Annotated in this window: 18 protein-coding genes; 13 read left to right on the plus strand and 5 right to left on the minus strand. The window is 62.8% G+C overall.

The features are described 5' to 3' along the window. Nucleotides 1-3 precede the first annotated feature (3 nt). The gene (gene clpA / locus AC3EML_RS20020; RefSeq protein WP_023671013.1) at nucleotides 4-2,493 is read left to right on the plus strand and encodes an ATP-dependent Clp protease ATP-binding subunit ClpA; all 2,490 of its coding nucleotides are present in this window, start codon (nucleotides 4-6) and stop codon (nucleotides 2,491-2,493) included. Between the two features lie 368 nt (nucleotides 2,494-2,861). Here clpA and AC3EML_RS20025 read toward each other — a convergent pair whose 3' ends face one another. The 4 genes from AC3EML_RS20025 to AC3EML_RS20040 all read right to left on the minus strand — a co-directional run bounded on the left by AC3EML_RS20025 (nucleotide 2,862) and on the right by AC3EML_RS20040 (nucleotide 5,862). Beyond that, nucleotides 2,862-3,290, minus strand: a complete 429-nt coding sequence (locus AC3EML_RS20025) for an HIT family protein (protein ID WP_023693438.1) — start codon at nucleotides 3,288-3,290, stop codon at nucleotides 2,862-2,864. Nucleotides 3,291-3,385: 95 nt separating this feature from the next. Then, nucleotides 3,386-4,600: a GNAT family N-acetyltransferase gene (locus AC3EML_RS20030; RefSeq protein WP_023693439.1), complete on the minus strand. Its 1,215-nt coding sequence runs from the start codon at nucleotides 4,598-4,600 to the stop codon at nucleotides 3,386-3,388. A gap of 42 nt (nucleotides 4,601-4,642) precedes the next feature. After that, nucleotides 4,643-5,383, minus strand: coding sequence for a glycerophosphodiester phosphodiesterase (locus AC3EML_RS20035; RefSeq protein WP_023693440.1), 741 nt, complete (start codon nucleotides 5,381-5,383; stop codon nucleotides 4,643-4,645). Nucleotides 5,384-5,397: 14 nt separating this feature from the next. Then, complete coding sequence (locus AC3EML_RS20040; protein WP_023693441.1) at nucleotides 5,398-5,862, minus strand: RidA family protein; 465 nt, start codon at nucleotides 5,860-5,862, stop codon at nucleotides 5,398-5,400. 138 nt (nucleotides 5,863-6,000) lie between these two features. On the opposite strand from AC3EML_RS20040, the gene AC3EML_RS20045 reads away from it, so the two are divergent. The 5 genes from AC3EML_RS20045 (at nucleotide 6,001) to tsf (ending at nucleotide 9,758) form a co-directional block, all read left to right on the plus strand. Then, nucleotides 6,001-6,831 carry a cell envelope integrity EipB family protein gene (locus tag AC3EML_RS20045; RefSeq protein ID WP_023724373.1) on the plus strand — a complete coding sequence of 277 codons (831 nt, stop codon included), beginning with the start codon at nucleotides 6,001-6,003 and terminating at the stop codon, nucleotides 6,829-6,831. A gap of 44 nt (nucleotides 6,832-6,875) precedes the next feature. Then, a complete protein-coding gene (locus tag AC3EML_RS20050; RefSeq protein ID WP_023671020.1) occupies nucleotides 6,876-7,154 on the plus strand; it encodes a DUF4031 domain-containing protein in 279 nt (92 codons plus the stop codon). 5 nt (nucleotides 7,155-7,159) lie between these two features. Then, complete coding sequence (locus AC3EML_RS20055) at nucleotides 7,160-7,762, plus strand: LysE family translocator (protein WP_245272516.1); 603 nt, start codon at nucleotides 7,160-7,162, stop codon at nucleotides 7,760-7,762. Between the two features lie 178 nt (nucleotides 7,763-7,940). Next, nucleotides 7,941-8,729, plus strand: a complete 789-nt coding sequence (gene rpsB / locus AC3EML_RS20060; protein ID WP_023671022.1) for a 30S ribosomal protein S2 — start codon at nucleotides 7,941-7,943, stop codon at nucleotides 8,727-8,729. 108 nt (nucleotides 8,730-8,837) lie between these two features. Beyond that, a complete protein-coding gene (gene tsf / locus AC3EML_RS20065; RefSeq protein WP_023748400.1) occupies nucleotides 8,838-9,758 on the plus strand; it encodes a translation elongation factor Ts in 921 nt (306 codons plus the stop codon). Nucleotides 9,759-9,792: 34 nt separating this feature from the next. Here tsf and AC3EML_RS20070 read toward each other — a convergent pair whose 3' ends face one another. Continuing rightward, a complete protein-coding gene (locus AC3EML_RS20070) occupies nucleotides 9,793-10,719 on the minus strand; it encodes a LysR family transcriptional regulator (RefSeq protein WP_352520309.1) in 927 nt (308 codons plus the stop codon). Between the two features lie 99 nt (nucleotides 10,720-10,818). On the opposite strand from AC3EML_RS20070, the gene AC3EML_RS20075 reads away from it, so the two are divergent. From AC3EML_RS20075 to rseP, 7 genes are all read left to right on the plus strand, one after another. Further along, nucleotides 10,819-11,346, plus strand: coding sequence for a nuclear transport factor 2 family protein (locus AC3EML_RS20075; RefSeq protein WP_352520310.1), 528 nt, complete (start codon nucleotides 10,819-10,821; stop codon nucleotides 11,344-11,346). A 33-nt stretch (nucleotides 11,347-11,379) separates the two neighbouring features. After that, complete coding sequence (locus AC3EML_RS20080; protein WP_023829642.1) at nucleotides 11,380-12,489, plus strand: aldo/keto reductase; 1,110 nt, start codon at nucleotides 11,380-11,382, stop codon at nucleotides 12,487-12,489. Nucleotides 12,490-12,639: 150 nt separating this feature from the next. Then, a complete protein-coding gene (gene pyrH, locus AC3EML_RS20085; protein ID WP_023671026.1) occupies nucleotides 12,640-13,362 on the plus strand; it encodes a UMP kinase in 723 nt (240 codons plus the stop codon). Nucleotides 13,363-13,463: 101 nt separating this feature from the next. After that, the gene (frr, locus tag AC3EML_RS20090) at nucleotides 13,464-14,018 is read left to right on the plus strand and encodes a ribosome recycling factor (RefSeq protein ID WP_023671027.1); all 555 of its coding nucleotides are present in this window, start codon (nucleotides 13,464-13,466) and stop codon (nucleotides 14,016-14,018) included. 31 nt (nucleotides 14,019-14,049) lie between these two features. Further along, a complete protein-coding gene (locus AC3EML_RS20095; RefSeq protein ID WP_488505299.1) occupies nucleotides 14,050-14,772 on the plus strand; it encodes an isoprenyl transferase in 723 nt (240 codons plus the stop codon). A gap of 11 nt (nucleotides 14,773-14,783) precedes the next feature. Further along, nucleotides 14,784-15,599, plus strand: coding sequence for a phosphatidate cytidylyltransferase (locus AC3EML_RS20100; protein ID WP_023684692.1), 816 nt, complete (start codon nucleotides 14,784-14,786; stop codon nucleotides 15,597-15,599). 103 nt (nucleotides 15,600-15,702) lie between these two features. Continuing rightward, complete coding sequence (rseP, locus tag AC3EML_RS20105; RefSeq protein WP_023688578.1) at nucleotides 15,703-16,845, plus strand: RIP metalloprotease RseP; 1,143 nt, start codon at nucleotides 15,703-15,705, stop codon at nucleotides 16,843-16,845. Nucleotides 16,846-16,908 lie beyond the last annotated feature (63 nt).

The following is a 16,908-nucleotide window of genomic DNA, read 5'->3' on the forward strand; positions in this document are numbered from 1 at the left end:
AACATGCCGGCTTTCTCCCAAGGCCTGGAAAAGGCGCTTCACCAGGCGCTGACGCTCGCCAATGAGCGGCACCATGAATATGCAACCCTAGAACATCTGCTGCTCGCCCTCATCGACGACACCGAGGCGGCCGCCGTTATGCGCGCCTGCAACGTCGATCTGGACGAGCTGAAGCACACCGTTCTGACCTATATCGACACCGAGCTCGATAATCTCGTCACCGGCTACGATGAGGATTCCAAGCCGACCGCCGGCTTCCAGCGCGTCATCCAGCGCGCCGTGATCCATGTACAGTCATCCGGCCGCGAGGAAGTGTCCGGCGCCAACGTGCTCGTCGCCATCTTTGCCGAGCGCGAGAGCCATGCCGCTTATTTCCTGCAGGAACAGCAGATGACCCGCTACGACGCGGTCAACTACATCTCGCACGGCATCGCCAAGCGCCCCGGCGCATCGGAGACGCGCTCGCCGCGCGGCGCCGATGACGAGCAGGGCGGCCAGAACGGCGCCGAGCCGCAGGAGGAAGGCGGCAAGAAGAAGCAGCAGCAGGATGCGCTGACGGCTTATTGCGTCAACCTCAACAACAAGGCCAAGGCCGGCAAGATCGATCCGCTGATCGGCCGCGAGAGCGAAATCAACCGCACCATCCAGGTGCTGTGCCGCCGCTCCAAGAACAACCCGCTCTATGTCGGCGATCCCGGCGTCGGCAAGACGGCGATTGCCGAAGGTCTGGCCAAGCGCATCGTCGAAGGCGACGTGCCCGAAGTGCTGCAGGACGCCACCATCTTCGCGCTCGACATGGGCACGCTTCTGGCCGGCACCCGCTACCGTGGCGATTTCGAAGAGCGGCTGAAGCAGGTTGTCAAGGAGCTAGAGGATTATCCCGGCGCCGTGCTGTTCATCGACGAGATCCACACCGTCATCGGCGCCGGTGCGACGTCCGGCGGCGCGATGGATGCGTCGAACCTGTTGAAGCCGGCGCTGTCTTCGGGTGCCATCCGCTGCATCGGCTCGACCACTTACAAGGAGTTCCGCCAGTTCTTCGAGAAGGACCGCGCTCTGGTGCGGCGCTTCCAGAAGATCGACGTCAACGAGCCGACCATCGAGGACGCCATCGAGATCATGAAGGGCCTCAAGCCCTATTATGAGGAATTCCACAAGGTGAAGTTCACCAACGAGGCGATCAAGGCTTCGGTGGAACTGTCGGCCCGCTACATCAACGACCGCAAGCTGCCGGACAAGGCGATCGACGTGATCGACGAGACCGGCGCCTCGCAGATGCTGGTGCCGGAAGCCAAGCGCAAGAAGACGATCGGCATCAAGGAGATCGAAGCCACGATCGCCACGATGGCCCGCATCCCGCCGAAGACGGTTTCGGCAGACGACGAGAAGGTGCTGCAAGGCCTCGACATCGAGCTGAAGCGCGTCGTCTATGGCCAGGACACCGCCATCACCGCGCTGACCTCGGCGATCAAGCTGGCGCGTGCCGGCCTGCGCGAACCGGAAAAGCCGATCGGCTCCTACCTGTTCTCAGGCCCGACCGGCGTCGGCAAGACCGAAGTCGCCAAGCAGTTGGCTGCCTCGCTCGGCGTCGAGCTGATCCGCTTCGACATGTCGGAATATATGGAACGCCACACCGTCTCGCGGTTGATCGGCGCGCCTCCCGGCTATGTCGGCTTCGACCAGGGCGGTCTGCTTACCGACGGGGTCGACCAGCATCCGCACTGCGTGCTCTTGCTGGATGAAGTCGAGAAGGCGCATCCGGACCTGTTCAACATCCTGTTGCAGGTCATGGACCACGGCAAGCTGACCGACCACAACGGCAAGCAGATCGACTTCCGCAATGTCATCCTTATCATGACCACCAATGCGGGCGCATCCGATGCGCAGCGCGCGGCGATCGGTTTCGGATCGACCAAGCGCGAAGGCGACGATGTCGAGGCCATCAACCGGTTGTTCACGCCGGAGTTCCGCAACCGTCTCGATGCGATCATCCCGTTCGGTTCGCTGCCGGTGCCGGTCATCCATCAGGTGGTGCAGAAGTTCGTCATGCAGCTCGAGGCCCAGCTCTCCGAGCGGGGCGTCACCTTCGACCTGTCGTCCGACGCGATCGCCTGGCTGGCCGACAAGGGCTATGATGAGCGCATGGGTGCGCGGCCGCTCGGCCGGGTCATCCAGGAGCACATCAAGAAGCCGTTGGCCGACGAGGTGCTGTTCGGCAAGCTCAAGAAGGGCGGCACGGTGCGCGTCACCGTCGAGAAGAAGGAAACCGGCGAAACCGGCCTGAAGCTCGAATCACTGGCCGACGAAGCCCCGGTGCAGCCGAAGCAGGAGCCGGAAGAGGCGCCGAAAGCCCGCAAGGCGGTGGCCAAGAAGCCCGTCGCCAAGAAGGCGGTGGCGCAGAAGCCTCAGCCCAAGGGCAAGGACGAGCCTGAGCCGAAGGGCAAGGACGGCGGCAAGCGCAGCCTGGTGCCGCAACTGCCGCGCAAGAGCTAAAAAGTTCGCCAATGAAAAAAGGGCCCGGTGACGGGCCCTTTTTCATTGGCTGGCCGGTTTGCCGACACAGCGCCCCTGCTTTTCAGGTCAGATGTTGTTAGGTCAGGCGGCGACGCCCTCGGGTGCAAACTTGCCCAGGAAGTACCCGCACGCCTTCCAGATGGCGATCGAAATCAGAACGCCCGCATAGCCATCCACGGCGCGGCAGCTGCTTCTACCAACGGCTCTGATGTCGCAACCGAATGTTCCACGATTTTGAAAACCCAAACGCATCCCGGTACGGCGCGCGTTATCACGGGTGGTTTGATATTTCCCTAACCGACGTAATGGATTGTGGCTGAGCTCATCGCCTTGAGGCGCACGCCACCTCAACCGTTCAGCGCTGCCCGGATCCTGGCCGCGTTCTCAGTCAGCACTTCGGGCTTCTCCATCTGTCCCGTATGCGGCTTGAGCGCGATGCCTTCGAACCGCGGGATGACATGGACATGCAGGTGGTAGACGGTCTGGCCAGACGCCGGTTCGTTGAACTGCAGGATGGTGACCCCGTCAGCGCCGAAAGCCTTTTTGACCGCCAGCGCCACCTTCTGGACCGTGGTGAACAGCCGGCCGAGCGTCGCCGGATCGGCATCGAGCAGATTGCGCGACGGTGCTTTGGGCACCACCAGCGTGTGACCGGGGCCTTGCGGCATCACATCCATGAAGGCGACCACGGCATCATCCTCGTAGACGCGGTGCGACGGGATTTCGCCGCGCAGGATCTTCGCGAAGATATTGCTGGGGTCGTAAGCCTCGGTCATGGCGGCGCTCCGGGAGTATGCTCCCGGTGTAGCGAAGCTGTCCCGGACCGGCAAGATGGTCCGGCGATATCGACAGGCGAGGGCAGGGCGGATCGCTATTCCTCAAGATCCTTGCGGAACGGCGTATGCTCTTCCAGAATTTCGCCCATCCGCTCGACCTCGCGCCGCTCACGCCGGAGATAATCGGCCACAGCATTGCGCAGGCCGGGATGTGCGATGTAGTGCGCCGAATGCATGGTCACGGGACGATAGCCGCGCGCCAGCTTGTGCTCACCCTGCGCGCCGGCCTCGACCACCTTCAGCTTACGCTCGATGGCGAAGTCGATGGCCTGATGGTAGCAAACTTCGAAATGCAGGAACGGGTGGTCCTCGATGCAGCCCCAATTGCGGCCGTAGAGCGCATCGGAGCCGATGAAGTTGATGGCGCCGGCGACATAGCGGCCATTGCGCTTGGCCATTACCAACAGGATATCCTGGGACATGCGCTCGCCGATCAGCGAGAAGAACTTGCGGTTGAGATAAGGCCGGCCCCATTTGCGGCTGCCGGTGTCCATATAGAAGGCGAAGAAATCGTCCCAGGCCCTTTCGGTCAGGTCCTTGCCGGTCAGCCGGTCGATCGAGATATCGTTGGCGAGCGCCTCGCGCCGCTCCTTCTTCATCGCCTTGCGCTTGCGCGATGCCAGCGTAGCGAGGAAATCGTCATAGGTCGAAAAGCCTTCGTTGAAGAAGTGGAACTGCTGGTCGGTGCGGTGCAGGAAGCCGGCTGCTTCCAGCGTTGCAACGTCGCTTTCACTGGCGAAGGTGACATGCGCGGAGGACACGCCGAGCTTTTCCGTCACCGCCTTCAGGCCCGCTGCGAGACCGGCCTTCACAATGGCGCTGTCCTCGCCCTTGCTGACCAGCAGGCGAGGGCCGGTGACCGGAGAGAACGGCACGGCGCATTGCAGTTTCGGATAGTAGTTGCCGCCGGCGCGTTCGAACGCATCGGACCAGCCGTGGTCGAAGACATATTCGCCCTGGCTGTGCGATTTGAGATAGCAGGGCACGGCGCCCAGCAATCTGCCTTGGGCATTTTCCAGTCTGAGATGATGACCTTGCCAGCCGGTACGCCGCACGGCGCAGCCGGAATCTTCAAGCGCGCTCAGAAAAGCATATGAAACGAGAGGGTTATAGCCATTTTCTGTGTCGCTGCGGGTTGTGCCGGTAAAGCCGTTCCACTCGTCGCAGGTGAAGGCATTGATGCCGGCGGCGACGCGGATGGAAAACTCCGCATTCGCCGTTTGCCCGTCGCCTTCATCACCCTGATCCATGGGGCTTATTTAAGCTCTGTCGGGGCCGCTACAAGTCACGTTTCAGGCACTTCCATCAGGCGACACTGACAGATCGGGTTCGAACCCTTCGAACGTCATCTGGTCGGCGTATTTGAAAGTGAGATCCACCGCCGGCTGGTCATGCACCGTCCAGGTGATGACAGGCATTTTAAGCCTTTCGCGCACGAAGCTGACGAACGGGTTCGGCAGATCGCCCGCGGCATAGGAGGTGAAGGCGAGGTCATGTGCCAGCATGGCAAAATGCGCCTCGATCAACTGATTGTCCCTGCCGTAGGCGGTCAGCCCACCCGGAATGCCAGGCGCATCCCTAGGGAAGTCGCGGACCAGCCAGTGGTCGAACGACATGATCGCCGCCTTGCCCTTGTAGCGCTCCAGCATCTTGCCGACGCTTGCCACCAAGCCCTCGTCGTAACCGGGCACACCCTTCAGTTCGACAATCATCGGCACACGGCCGTCGACCAGGTCGAGCGCTTCTTGCAGTGTCGGCACATGGTCCTTGGTGCCGCCGATCCTGAGCGCCGCCAGTTCCGCTGCCGTGCGCTGCCAGACAAAGCCGTCCTGGCCGGTCAGCCGCTTGAGGTCGCCGTCATGGATGATGACGGGAACGCGGTCGGATGAGAGGTGCACGTCGCATTCGATCGCATAGCCGCGCTCGGCGGCAGCAGCGAAGGCCGACAGCGTGTTTTCCCAGCGCGTCTTGTTCATGTCGTGAAAGCCGCGATGCGCCACCGGGCGGGCGGTCAGCCAGGAAAGGTCGGTCATTGTCTTGGTCCTGCTCATGCGACCTCGAAGACGGCTTCGATTTCCACTGCGGCATTAAGCGGCAGACAGGCGGTGCCGACGGCGGAGCGGGCATGCTTGCCGCGCTCGCCAAGGGCCGCGACCAGGAAATCGGAGGCGCCATTGGCGACCAGATGCTGCTCGACGAAATCCGGCACTGATGCAACAAACACGGTAATCTTGACCAAACGCTGGATTTTTTCGAGATCGCCAAGTGCTGCTTTTGCCTGGGCCAAGATGTTGATTGCACAGTACTTTGCGCCTTCCTTGCCGGTTGCCGTGTCGACGTCGCGGCCGAGCAGGCCGCTTGCCTGCAGCTTGCCGTCCTTGAGCGGCAACTGCCCGGCGGTGAACAAAAGATTGCCGGACCTGCAATAGGGCACATAGTTCGCGGCGGGCGCTGCGGCGGCAGGTATCGTCACGCCGAGATCGCTTAGCCGCTTTTCGATTGTTTCACTCATGGTATTTCCCTATTGCTTGGAGACGCCGCGCTGGCCGGGCCGAAATTGCTATTTTTGCCTCGCTTCCGCCACGACTTTTTTTAAGCTGGACCATCCTTACCTGCTGCCTGCCATCAGCTGCGACGATCGGAGCCCCTTATGCGCGCAACGCGCCTTGCCTTCCACGCCGTTCTCTTTCCGGTGCTGTTCTCGATGGCTCCAGCCTTTGCCGTGCCGGCGCTGCAGGCGCATCGCGCCGTCTACGATCTTACCCTCGACAAGGCGTCGGACCGCTCGGGTATCACCGGCATTTCCGGCCGCATGGTCTATGAGTTCAACGGCTCGCCCTGCGAGGGCTATACGGTAAAATTCCGTTTCGTCACCCAGATCGCCACCGGCGACAACACCAGGCTGACCGACCAGCAGACGACCACGTTCGAGGACGCCGAAGGCAAGACCTTCTCGTTCGTGACCAAATCCTTCGTCGACCAGAACCTCGACAAGGAGGTCAAGGGCACCGCCACGAAAGAGACCAAGGGCCTCAAAGTCGACATCGACAAGCCCGAGAAGAACAGCCTGGAACTTGCCACCACCCAGTTCCCGACCCAGCATCTGGTCGAACTGATCGGCAAGGCCGAGAAGGGCGAGAATTTCTACGAAACCAGCCTGTTCGACGGTTCGGAGGATGCCAACAAGGTGATGACCACCACCGTCATCGTCGGCAAGAAGGCCGAGGGCGACAAGGCCGACCCCGAAGCGCCGGCGCTGGCCAAGCTTGCCGGCGACAAATACTGGCCGGTCGACATCGCCTATTTCGACGAGACCGACAAATCGGGCGAAGAGGTGCCGGAATACCGCATCAGCTTCAAGCTGCACGAGAACGGCATCACCCGCGACCTCACAATGGACTATGGCGAGTTCTCGATGACCGGAAAGCTGGTCAACCTGTCGCTGTTCGATCAGACCAAGCCTTGCCCGGTCTCGAAATAGCAACAATGCGGCGCTGGCCACGGCAGGCTTGATGGCAGTACCCGATGGCGGTCTATGTCGATGCGGCGATCTGGAAATGGGCCGGCCATCGCTGGTGCCACCTGATGGCCGACGATACGGACGAACTGCATCGTTTCGCCGCCGAACTTGGCGTCAAGCGTTCGTCCTACCAGGGGCCGCCCAGGACATCGGCGCCGCACTATGACATAACCGGCTTCGAGCGCGACCGCGCGGTGCGGCTCGGCGCCATCGAATGCAGCCGCGAGGAGATCGTTGCGATCTTCAGGCGCGTACGGGTACCCAACGGAAAGGGCCGATCGTGACGCTAATGGCATTCCTGGCTTATTGCCTTGCCATCACACTTGCCGCCGCCACGCCGGGACCGGCGATGTTCACGGTGATCACCAACGGCGTGGCACGCGGCTTCCTGCGTGCGTTCGTCGCCGGAATGGGCATTGCCGCCGGCGATGCCGTGCTGGTCACCCTGGCACTGCTCGGGCTGGTGGCGCTGGCCCAGACCTTCGAATGGGTGTTTCTCCTGTTGAAATACGCCGGTGCGGCCTACCTGATTTTCCTCGGCATCAAGATGTGGCGGGCCGCGGCCGCGCAATCGGCCGCGCAAGGAATCCCCCAAACCGGATTGTCGCGTTCGTTCCTGCTTGGTGCCTCCGTGGCGCTCGGCAACCCGAAGGCGATCCTGTTCCACGCCTCGATCATGCCGCTGATCCTCAACCTCGACACCATGACGTTTGCCGACGGCCTGCTGGTGGTGGCAGTCGTCGTCGGCGCCAATATTCTCACCATGGGCATCTACGCCGCGCTGGCGGGCAGGGCATCCGGCTGGTTCAGGACGCCCGAACGCATGCGGCTGATTAACCGGTTCGCCGGCAGCGCCATGATCGGCACCGGAGCGCTGATTGCCGCACGCTGAGCGATGAAGCACCTCACCGCTTGCGTTTGCAGCGCTTCCCCTCTATATGCGCGCTCATTCCACACACGGACTTTGGTGTCTGCCCGGGAGAAATCCGGCTGGAAACCTCCGGTGGCGTTCGAGGACAAAGTCCAAAAATGCCTGTGTCCGTGGAGGCTAACCGGAAAAGGAACTAAGAATGGCACTGCCTGATTTCAGCATGCGCCAGCTTTTGGAAGCTGGCATTCACTTCGGCCACCAGACCCACCGCTGGAACCCGAAGATGGCGCCTTACATCTACGGCGCCCGCAACAACATCCACATCATCGACCTGTCGCAGACGGTGCCTTTGCTGCACCAGGCTCTGAAGCAGGTTTCCGACACCGTTGCCAAGGGCGGCCGCGTGCTGTTCGTCGGCACCAAGCGCCAGGCGTCCGACATCGTCGCCGACGCCGCACAGCGTTCGGCCCAATACTATGTCAACTCGCGTTGGCTCGGCGGCATGCTGACCAACTGGAAGACGATCTCGAATTCGATCCAGCGCCTGCGCAAGCTCGACGAGATGCTGGCCGGCGAAGCCCAGGGCCTGACCAAGAAGGAACGCCTGAACCTCGACCGCGAGCGCGAGAAGCTCGACAAGGCGCTCGGCGGTATCAAGGACATGGGCTCGACCCCCGACCTGATGTTCGTCATCGACACCAACAAGGAAGCGATCGCCATTCTCGAGGCCAAGCGCCTCGGCATTCCGGTCGTTGCCATCATCGATTCGAACTGCGATCCGGACAAGATCGACTTCCCGATCCCCGGTAATGACGACGCGGCGCGCGCCATCCAGCTCTATTGCGACCTGATCGCCAAGGCTGCCATCGACGGCATCGCCCGCCAGCAGGGCGCGCTCGGCGTCGACATCGGCGCCTCGGTCGAAGCTCCGGTCGAACCGGCGCTTGATCCGGCTCCGGCCCCGGCTGCGGACGCTCCGGAAGCTTGACAATCGAAGGCCGGTTGCGGCCTTCATCATTCTCATATTTGGCACGCTAGACGGACGCATCACCGAGTACCGGTGGTGCGTCGGTGCATTTAAAACAAAGAGGCGACAATGAGCATTTCGGCTGCACAGGTCAAAGAACTCCGCGACTTGACCGGCGCGGGCATGATGGACTGCAAGGCGGCGTTGACGGAGACCAACGGCAACATCGAAGAGGCCGTCGACTGGCTGCGCAAGAAGGGCATTTCCAAGGCCGACAAGAAGGCTGGCCGTACTGCCGCCGAAGGCCTGATCGGCGTCGACTCCGGCGTCCGCGAGGCCGCCATCGTCGAGGTTAACTCCGAGACCGATTTCGTGGCCCGCAACGAGCAGTTCCAGGAGATCGTTCGCAATGTCGCCAAGGTCGCGCTTGCTTATGGCACGACGGAGGCTGTCTCTGCCGCAAAGTATCCGGGTTCGGACAAGTCGGTCACTGACACCATCAAGGACGCCGTTGGCACCATTGGCGAGAACATGAGCTTCCGCCGTTCGGCCAAGCTCACCGTCCCGCACGGTGCTGTCGCAACCTACGTCCACAATGCGGTTGCCGATGGTCTTGGCAAGCTCGGCGTTCTGGTCGCGATCGAGACCACGGGCAATGAGCATGCCACCAACGCCTTTGGCCGCCAGGTCGCCATGCATGTCGCCGCCACCAACCCGCTGGCGTTGACCGCCGAGCAGATCGATCCGGCAGCGGTCGAGCGCGAGAAGGCGATCTTCGCCGACCAGGCGCGCCAGTCCGGCAAGCCGGAAGCGATCATCGAAAAGATGGTCGAAGGCCGCCTGCGCAAGTTCTACGAGGAAGTCGTGCTCCTCAAGCAGGCCTTCGTGCTCAATCCCGACATCACTGTCGAGCAGGCGCTGAAGGATGCCGAGAAGGACATCGGCGCTCCGGCCAAGATCTCCGCCTATCTGCGCTTTGCGCTGGGCGAAGGCATCGAAAAGGAAGAGACCGATTTCGCGGCGGAAGTCGCGGCGGCGGTGAAGAAGTAGTTTAAAAATAGCCCCTGAAAAGGGGCTTCTCAGCTCAGGCAACTCGGCCGGGTGTCCGCAAGGATGCTCGGCCGATTTCTTGTGCGGTGTCGATGAAGGCCCTGAGCTTTGGCGCCATCGACGCCCTGCGCGGGAAGTAGAGGAAGAGGCCGGGCTCCTCGATCGCCGTTTGCGGCAGGATCTGAACGAGGCGGCCGGCGGCCAATTCCGCGCGCACCAGCGGCTCGAACACATAGGTCAGCCCGACGCCGGCAAGCGCAAGGTCGATCGCGGCCAGCGAATCGGTGACGATGACCGTACCCTTCGTCTCGGCCACGACATCCTTGCCGTCCTCGGTCAGGTCCCAGCGATAGAGTGCGCCGGAGCGCACAAGCCGGTAGCCGATGCAATTGTGGTCCGAAAGATCCGCCACACCGCGCGGACGGCCATGCCGGCCGACATAGGCGGGGGAGGCGACGATCACGGCGTTGAATGGCGGCGTCAGCCGGACCGTGACCATGTCCTGTGCGATCATCTCGCCCAGCCGGATGCCGGCATCGAAACCCTCGCCGACAATGTCCACCAGCCCCTGATCGGTGAGCAATTCGATGGTCACATCAGGATAGCGTTCAGCCATCGCGGCGACCACGGGAGTGACGGCAAGTGGAACGGCGATGTTGGGAACGTTCAACCTGAGCAAGCCGGAGGGCCGGCCCTTGATGGCGCGGATACGATCCATACGGTCGGCAATGTCCTGAAGGGCAGGGGCCGCCGTCTCCACCAGCGCCTTGCCGGCTTCCGTCAGCGAGACGCTGCGCGTCGTGCGCGCAAACAACGGCTGGCCGATCCGCTCCTCCACGAGGCGCACCGCATGGCTGACGGCGGATGGGGACATGCCCAGTTCGGCCGCGGCAAGCGCAAAGCCGCCGCGTCGGGCAACGGCGACGATGACAGGCAGATGGCTGAGCAGGTCCCGCTCCATTCATGCATGATATCGCATAGTCCTTGCGAACACTTCAATCTTCTCGATGCCGATAGGCTGACCCACATTGCCGTCACCGATGCACAAAGGAGAAAAGACATGAATGCCTTGAAACACGCTACCTTCGCCGCAGGCCTTGCTCTGGCGCCGGTCGATGCCGGCGGCGCCGAGCCGTCCGGTTGGCGCGCGCTCGCCGACGAACGCGCCGTGATCCGCATCGCCGATGCCATCGACCGTGCCGTGGATGCGCAGGACTGGAAGCTTGCCCGCTCCTATTTCCCCGACCGTGTCACCGTCGACTTCAGCAGCCTGTCAGGACAGCCTGCCGCCACCATCCCCTCCGACGATCTGATCGGTACCTGGGCCGGCAACCTCGGGGGCAGCAAGACCAGCCTGCATCTGCGCACCAATCACCAGGTGATCTTTGAGGCGGACGCGGCGACCGTCTCTTCGAACGGCTATGCCTGGAACCGGATGGAAGGCAATGGCGACCCGCTGTGGGAAGTCTGGGGCACCTACGAGCACCATCTGGTTCGCTCCGGGACCGGCTGGAAAGTCGACGGCTTCGTTTTCCGCGCCACGCATGAGCGCGGCAATCCCTGGGTCAAGATGACGCCTGGCCAGTGAGCCGGCGTCAAGAAACAGGATAGGAAAAACACCATGACCATGAGCTATTACACACTGGGCAACAGCGGCCTGCGCGTCAGCCGGCTGGCACTGGGCACCATGACCTTTGGCACCGAATGGGGCTGGGGCGCGGACAGGGAAACCGCGCGCGCCATGGCCGACGCCTATGTCGAGGCCGGCGGCAATTTCTTCGACACCGCCGACCTCTACACCGGCGGCACAGCCGAAACCTGGCTCGGCGAATTCATCGCCGAGCGAGGCTTGCGCGACAGAGCGGTGATCGCCACGAAATTCACCTTCAACGCGGAGCCCGGCAATCCGAACGCCGGTGGCAATGGCCGCAAGAACATCTTGCGCGCCGTGGACGCCTCGCTGAAGCGGTTGGGCACTGACTATATCGACCTCTACCTCCTCCATGTCTGGGACGGGCTGACGCCGGCCGAGGAGGTCATGCGCACGATGGATGATCTCGTGCGTGCGGGCAAAATTCGCCATGTCGGCCTGTCCGATGTGCCGGCCTGGTATGCTGCCCGCGCGCAGACGATCGCCGAGTGGCGCGGCTACGAGCCGGTGTCGGCCCTGCAGCTTGAATATTCGCTGGTGGAGCGTTCGATCGAAAATGAGTTCGTGCCCTTCGGCACCCGCCATGGCGCAGGAATCATGGTGTGGAGCCCGCTGGCCAGCGGGCTGCTCAGCGGCAAGTACCGGCCGACGCAGGAAGGCCATGCCGGCCGGCTCGACGGCTTTCGCAACACCACTCATCCGGGGTTCCAGAAGTTCACCGAGCGCAACTGGGCGATCGTGGCGGAGCTCGAAAAAGTTGCCGCCGAACTCGGACGCAGCATGGCGCAGGTCGCGCTCAACTGGGTGGCAACGCAACCGGGCATCGCCACCGTGATTCTTGGCGCCACCAAGCTGGCGCAGTTGCAGGACAATCTGGCGGCGTTGGATTTCACTTTACCCGCCGAGCTTCGCGCGCGGCTGGATACGGTCAGCAAGACACCGCCGCCATTCCCGTACGCCTATTTCGGTTCCGACATACAAGCCCGGGTTACCGGCGGCGCCGTGACCGGCGACAAGCCGTTGGGTTATGCGCCGCCGCTGCTGGTCGAGGGCGACGCCGTCAGCATCACCAGCAACTGACGGGCCGCGACGGGAAGGCGGAATTGGGCGAGGGGCGCCGCGTGACATCGCGGCGCCCTTCGTGTATCGGAACTCGGCATCGCGCCAGCGGCGGCGCCCGCGCGAGGGCGGCCTGCCCAGGCTGCCACACGCAACAATGACGAGGTCCAGATGACGGCAAAGCCCCTCTATCGACGTGTCCTGCTGAAAGCGTCGGGCGAAGCGTTGATGGGCGAGCAGCATTTCGGCATCGATGTCTCGGTGGTCGACCGAATCGCCGCCGACATCGCCGAAGCCCGCGCACTTGGCATCGAGGTCGGCGTCGTCATTGGCGGCGGCAATATCTTTCGCGGCGTGGCGGTGGCATCCAAGGGCGGCGACCGCGTCACCGGCGACCACATGGGCATGCTGGCCACCGTCATCAACTCGCTGGCGCTGCGCACCTCGCTGAACAAGATCGGCGTCGATGCCGTCGTGCTGTCGGCCATCGCCATGCCCGAACTTTGCGAGAGTTTTTCCCAGCGCCAGGCCACCGCCTATATGAACCAGGGCAAGGTCGTCATTTTCGCCGGCGGCACCGGCAATCCGTTCTTCACCACCGATTCGGCCGCGGCCTTGCGCGCCGCCGAGATCGGCGCCGACGCGTTGTTCAAGGGCACCCAGGTCGACGGCGTCTATTCGGCCGATCCCAAGAAGGATCCGAATGCGACCCGCTTCGAGCGCATCAGCCATGCCGAAGTCATCAACAAGGGCCTTTCGATCATGGATACCGCCGCAATTGCACTTGCGCGCGAAAACAACATCCCGATAATCGTCTATTCGATCCACGAAAAAGGTGGTTTCGGCGATATTCTGCGGGGCGGCGGCCGTTGCACGATCGTCGCCGACGAGTGACCCGGAGTATACTCTCCTAAAAAGGGGATCAGTTTTCGAAAGCGGGTCCGAATATAGGCCCTAAGCACTGAACCCGGATCAAACGGGTCGAGGAGACTAAGATGAGTGGTGAGTTCGACGACCTCAAGCGGCGCATGGATGGCGCGATCGCCGCCTTCAAGCACGATCTGGCTTCGCTGCGCACCGGCCGTGCCTCCAGCAATCTGCTCGACGCCATCCAGGTCCAGGCCTACGGCACCACCATGCCCATCAACCAGGTGGCGAACGTGTCGGTGCCGGAGCCGCGCATGATCTCGGTTTCGGTATGGGACAAGTCGATGGTCGGCGCGGTCGACCGTGCCATCAGAGAATCCAATCTCGGCTTCAATCCGATCGTCGACGGCACCAATCTCAGAATTCCGCTGCCCGAGCTCAACGAGCAGCGCCGCAAGGAACTGGTCAAGATTTCGCATGGCTACGCCGAGAACGCCCGCGTTGCGGTGCGCCATGTCCGTCGCGACGGCATGGACTTCTTGAAGAAGGCGGAAAAGGACGGCGACATCAGCGAGGACGATCAGCGCAAGCGCTCCGATCAGGTCCAGAAGCTGACCGACGAAACGATCAGCACCATCGATCACCTGCTTTCCGATAAGGAAGCTGAAATCATGCAGGTCTAGGGTCGGCCCACACCGGCCCGAAAGCGAGACAATGGCAACGCCCGCGCATGTCGCGATCATCATGGATGGAAACGGACGCTGGGCCAAAGCGCGCGGCATGCCGCGGCTTGCCGGCCATCGCGCCGGCGTCGAAGCGCTGCGCAAGACGGTGCGCGCCGCGCCCGGTCTCGGCATTTCCTTCCTGACCGTCTACGCCTTTTCGTCGGAAAACTGGTCGCGGCCCAAGGCCGAAGTGAGCGACCTGATGGGGCTTTTGAAGCTGTTCATCCGCCGCGATCTGGCCGAACTGCACCAGAACGGCGTGCGCGTCAGGATCATCGGTGACAGGGCGGGGCTGCAGCCGGACATCAGGGGCCTGCTCGAAGAGGCCGAATCGCTGACTGCGCGCAATGAATCGCTGACCTTGGTCATCGCCTTCAACTATGGCGGGCGCGACGAGATCGTGCGCACGGCACGCAAGCTCGCAGCCGCAGTGGTGCGCGGCGAGATCGACGCAGAGGCGATCACGGCAGACACTTTTGCCGGCGCCCTCGACACCGAAGGCATTCCCGATCCGGAGCTGGTCATCCGCACCAGTGGCGAGCTTCGGCTGTCGAACTTCCTTCTGTGGCAGGCAGCCTACAGCGAACTGGTTTTTCTGCCTTGCTACTGGCCTGACTTCAGCCGCGAACACCTGGCCGACGCATTGCGCGATTTTGCTGGCCGCGAGCGCCGTTTTGGCGGGCTTGCCGCTCAAGATGTCGCTGCCTCGTGATCGGCGGCGGGATGAACAATCTTCAGCTTCGCATCGTCTCGGCGCTGGTGCTGGCCGCAATAGCGCTTGGCCTGACCTGGTTGGGAGGGCTGTGGTTCCGCCTGCTTTGCGCCGGCATGGCGGCGGTCATCTTCTATGAATGGGCGCGCATGTCGCGCCCCTTGGCCGGTGCGACCCTCGGCTTCATTCCCGAAGCGCTGCTTCTGGTTTTCGTCGTCGCCCTGGTTGCAGGCGTGCCGGCATCGTGGCTTCTGTCTCTTGTCCTGGCCATGGTTGTGGTCGCTGCTGTCGGCGCCCGTATGCGTGGAGCGGCGCAATGGGATGCAGCCGGTCTTGCCTACGCGGCTTTGTCCGGCTTATCGCTGGCGCTGCTGCGCGGCGGCGACCATCCCGGCCTGGTCGCAATCCTGTTTCTGTTCGCCGTGGTCTGGGCGACCGACATCTTCGCCTATTTCGTCGGCCGCTCCGTCGGTGGGCCCAAGCTCGCGCCATCTATATCCCCCGGCAAGACGCAGAGCGGCGCGCTTGGCGGCGCTGTCGGCGGCGTGGCCGCCGGCGTGCTTCTGGCTGCCGCCGCCGGGGCCGGCAATCTTGGCGTCCTCGCCTTGGTTGCGCTGGTGCTGTCGATTGTTGCCCAGGCTGGCGATCTCTTCGAATCCTGGGTCAAGCGCCGCCACGGCCGCAAGGATTCAAGCGCGTTGATACCCGGGCATGGCGGTGTCATGGACAGGGTGGACGGGCTTGTCGCGGCGGCTTTTGCCCTATACGTGATCGGCTGGATTTCGGCGGGCGCCGATCATCCGGCGCAGGGGCTGTTTCCGGCTTGAGTGATATTTCACGGCGAAGAAATGGCGCACGCCACGGATTCGCCTGGATTGATGTCACAGTCGCGGCGACACCTTTCGCCGCGGGTGAATTTGAGGGCATGACTTGAACGAAATTCTTCACGCGTTTTTCAGCACGGAAGGCTTTGTCCTCGGCACGCTGGTGCCGTTTCTGTTCGTGCTGACCGTGGTCGTCTTCATTCACGAAATGGGACATTACCTCGTCGGCCGCTGGTGCGGCATTGGCGTGAAGGCCTTCTCGATCGGCTTCGGCCCCGAACTTCTCGGCTTCAACGACAGCCACGGCACGCGCTGGAAGCTCTGCGCCATACCGCTCGGCGGTTATGTCAAATTCGTCGGCGACATGAGCGCCACGTCGAGCCAGCCGAGTTCGGAAGATCTGGAAACGCTGACTGACGCTGAACGCAAGGTCGCCTTCCACACGCAACCCATCTGGAAACGCGCCGCCACGGTGGTGGCCGGACCGCTGTTCAACTTCCTTTTGACCATTGCCGTCTTTGCCGTGCTGTTTTCCCTCTACGGCCGCCCTGTGTTTGAGCCGATGGTGGCGGCGGTCACTGCCGGCAGTCCAGCCGAAAGGGCCGGCATTTTGCCAGGCGACCGATTCGTCGCCGTCGACGGCAGCAAGGTTGAGACCTTCGCCGACGTCCAACGCCTGGTCTCAGGCCGCGGCGGCGACGCCATCACCTTCACCATGTTGCGCGACGGCAAGGAGGTCACCGTCGTCGCGACGCCGGAGCCGATGGAGCAGCTGGACGCGCTGGGCAACAAGGTCAAGGTGGCCGTCATCGGCGTCGTCAACAACAAGGATGTCGGCCAGCCCAGGCTGATCACCTACAGCCCTGTCGGAGCAGTCGGCGCCGCGGTCGAGGAGACGGGGCACGTCATTCAGCGCACCGGCCAGTTCCTGCAGCGATTCGTTGTCGGCCGCGAAGACAAATGCCAGCTGGGCGGCCCGATCAAGATCGCCAAGATGTCGGGGCAGGCGGCAAAGCTGGGCTTCCTATGGCTGGTGCAACTCGTCGCCGGGCTGTCGGTCGGGATCGGAATTCTGAACCTTTTGCCGATTCCCCCCCTCGACGGCGGCCATCTCCTGTTCTACGCACTCGAAGCCGTTTTCCGGCGTCCGGTATCGGAGCGGATGATGGAAATGGGATACCGGGCCGGCCTCTTTCTGGTGCTGGGATTTATGGGCTTCGTCTTCTGGAACGATCTGTTTGGGTGCTGAAATCATGAAGAAATTTGGCTTCAGCACCGGCAATGTTGAGACGCCGTTTACCATGCACGGGGG

It is taken from the genome of Mesorhizobium sp. P170090 (assembly GCF_057786115.1).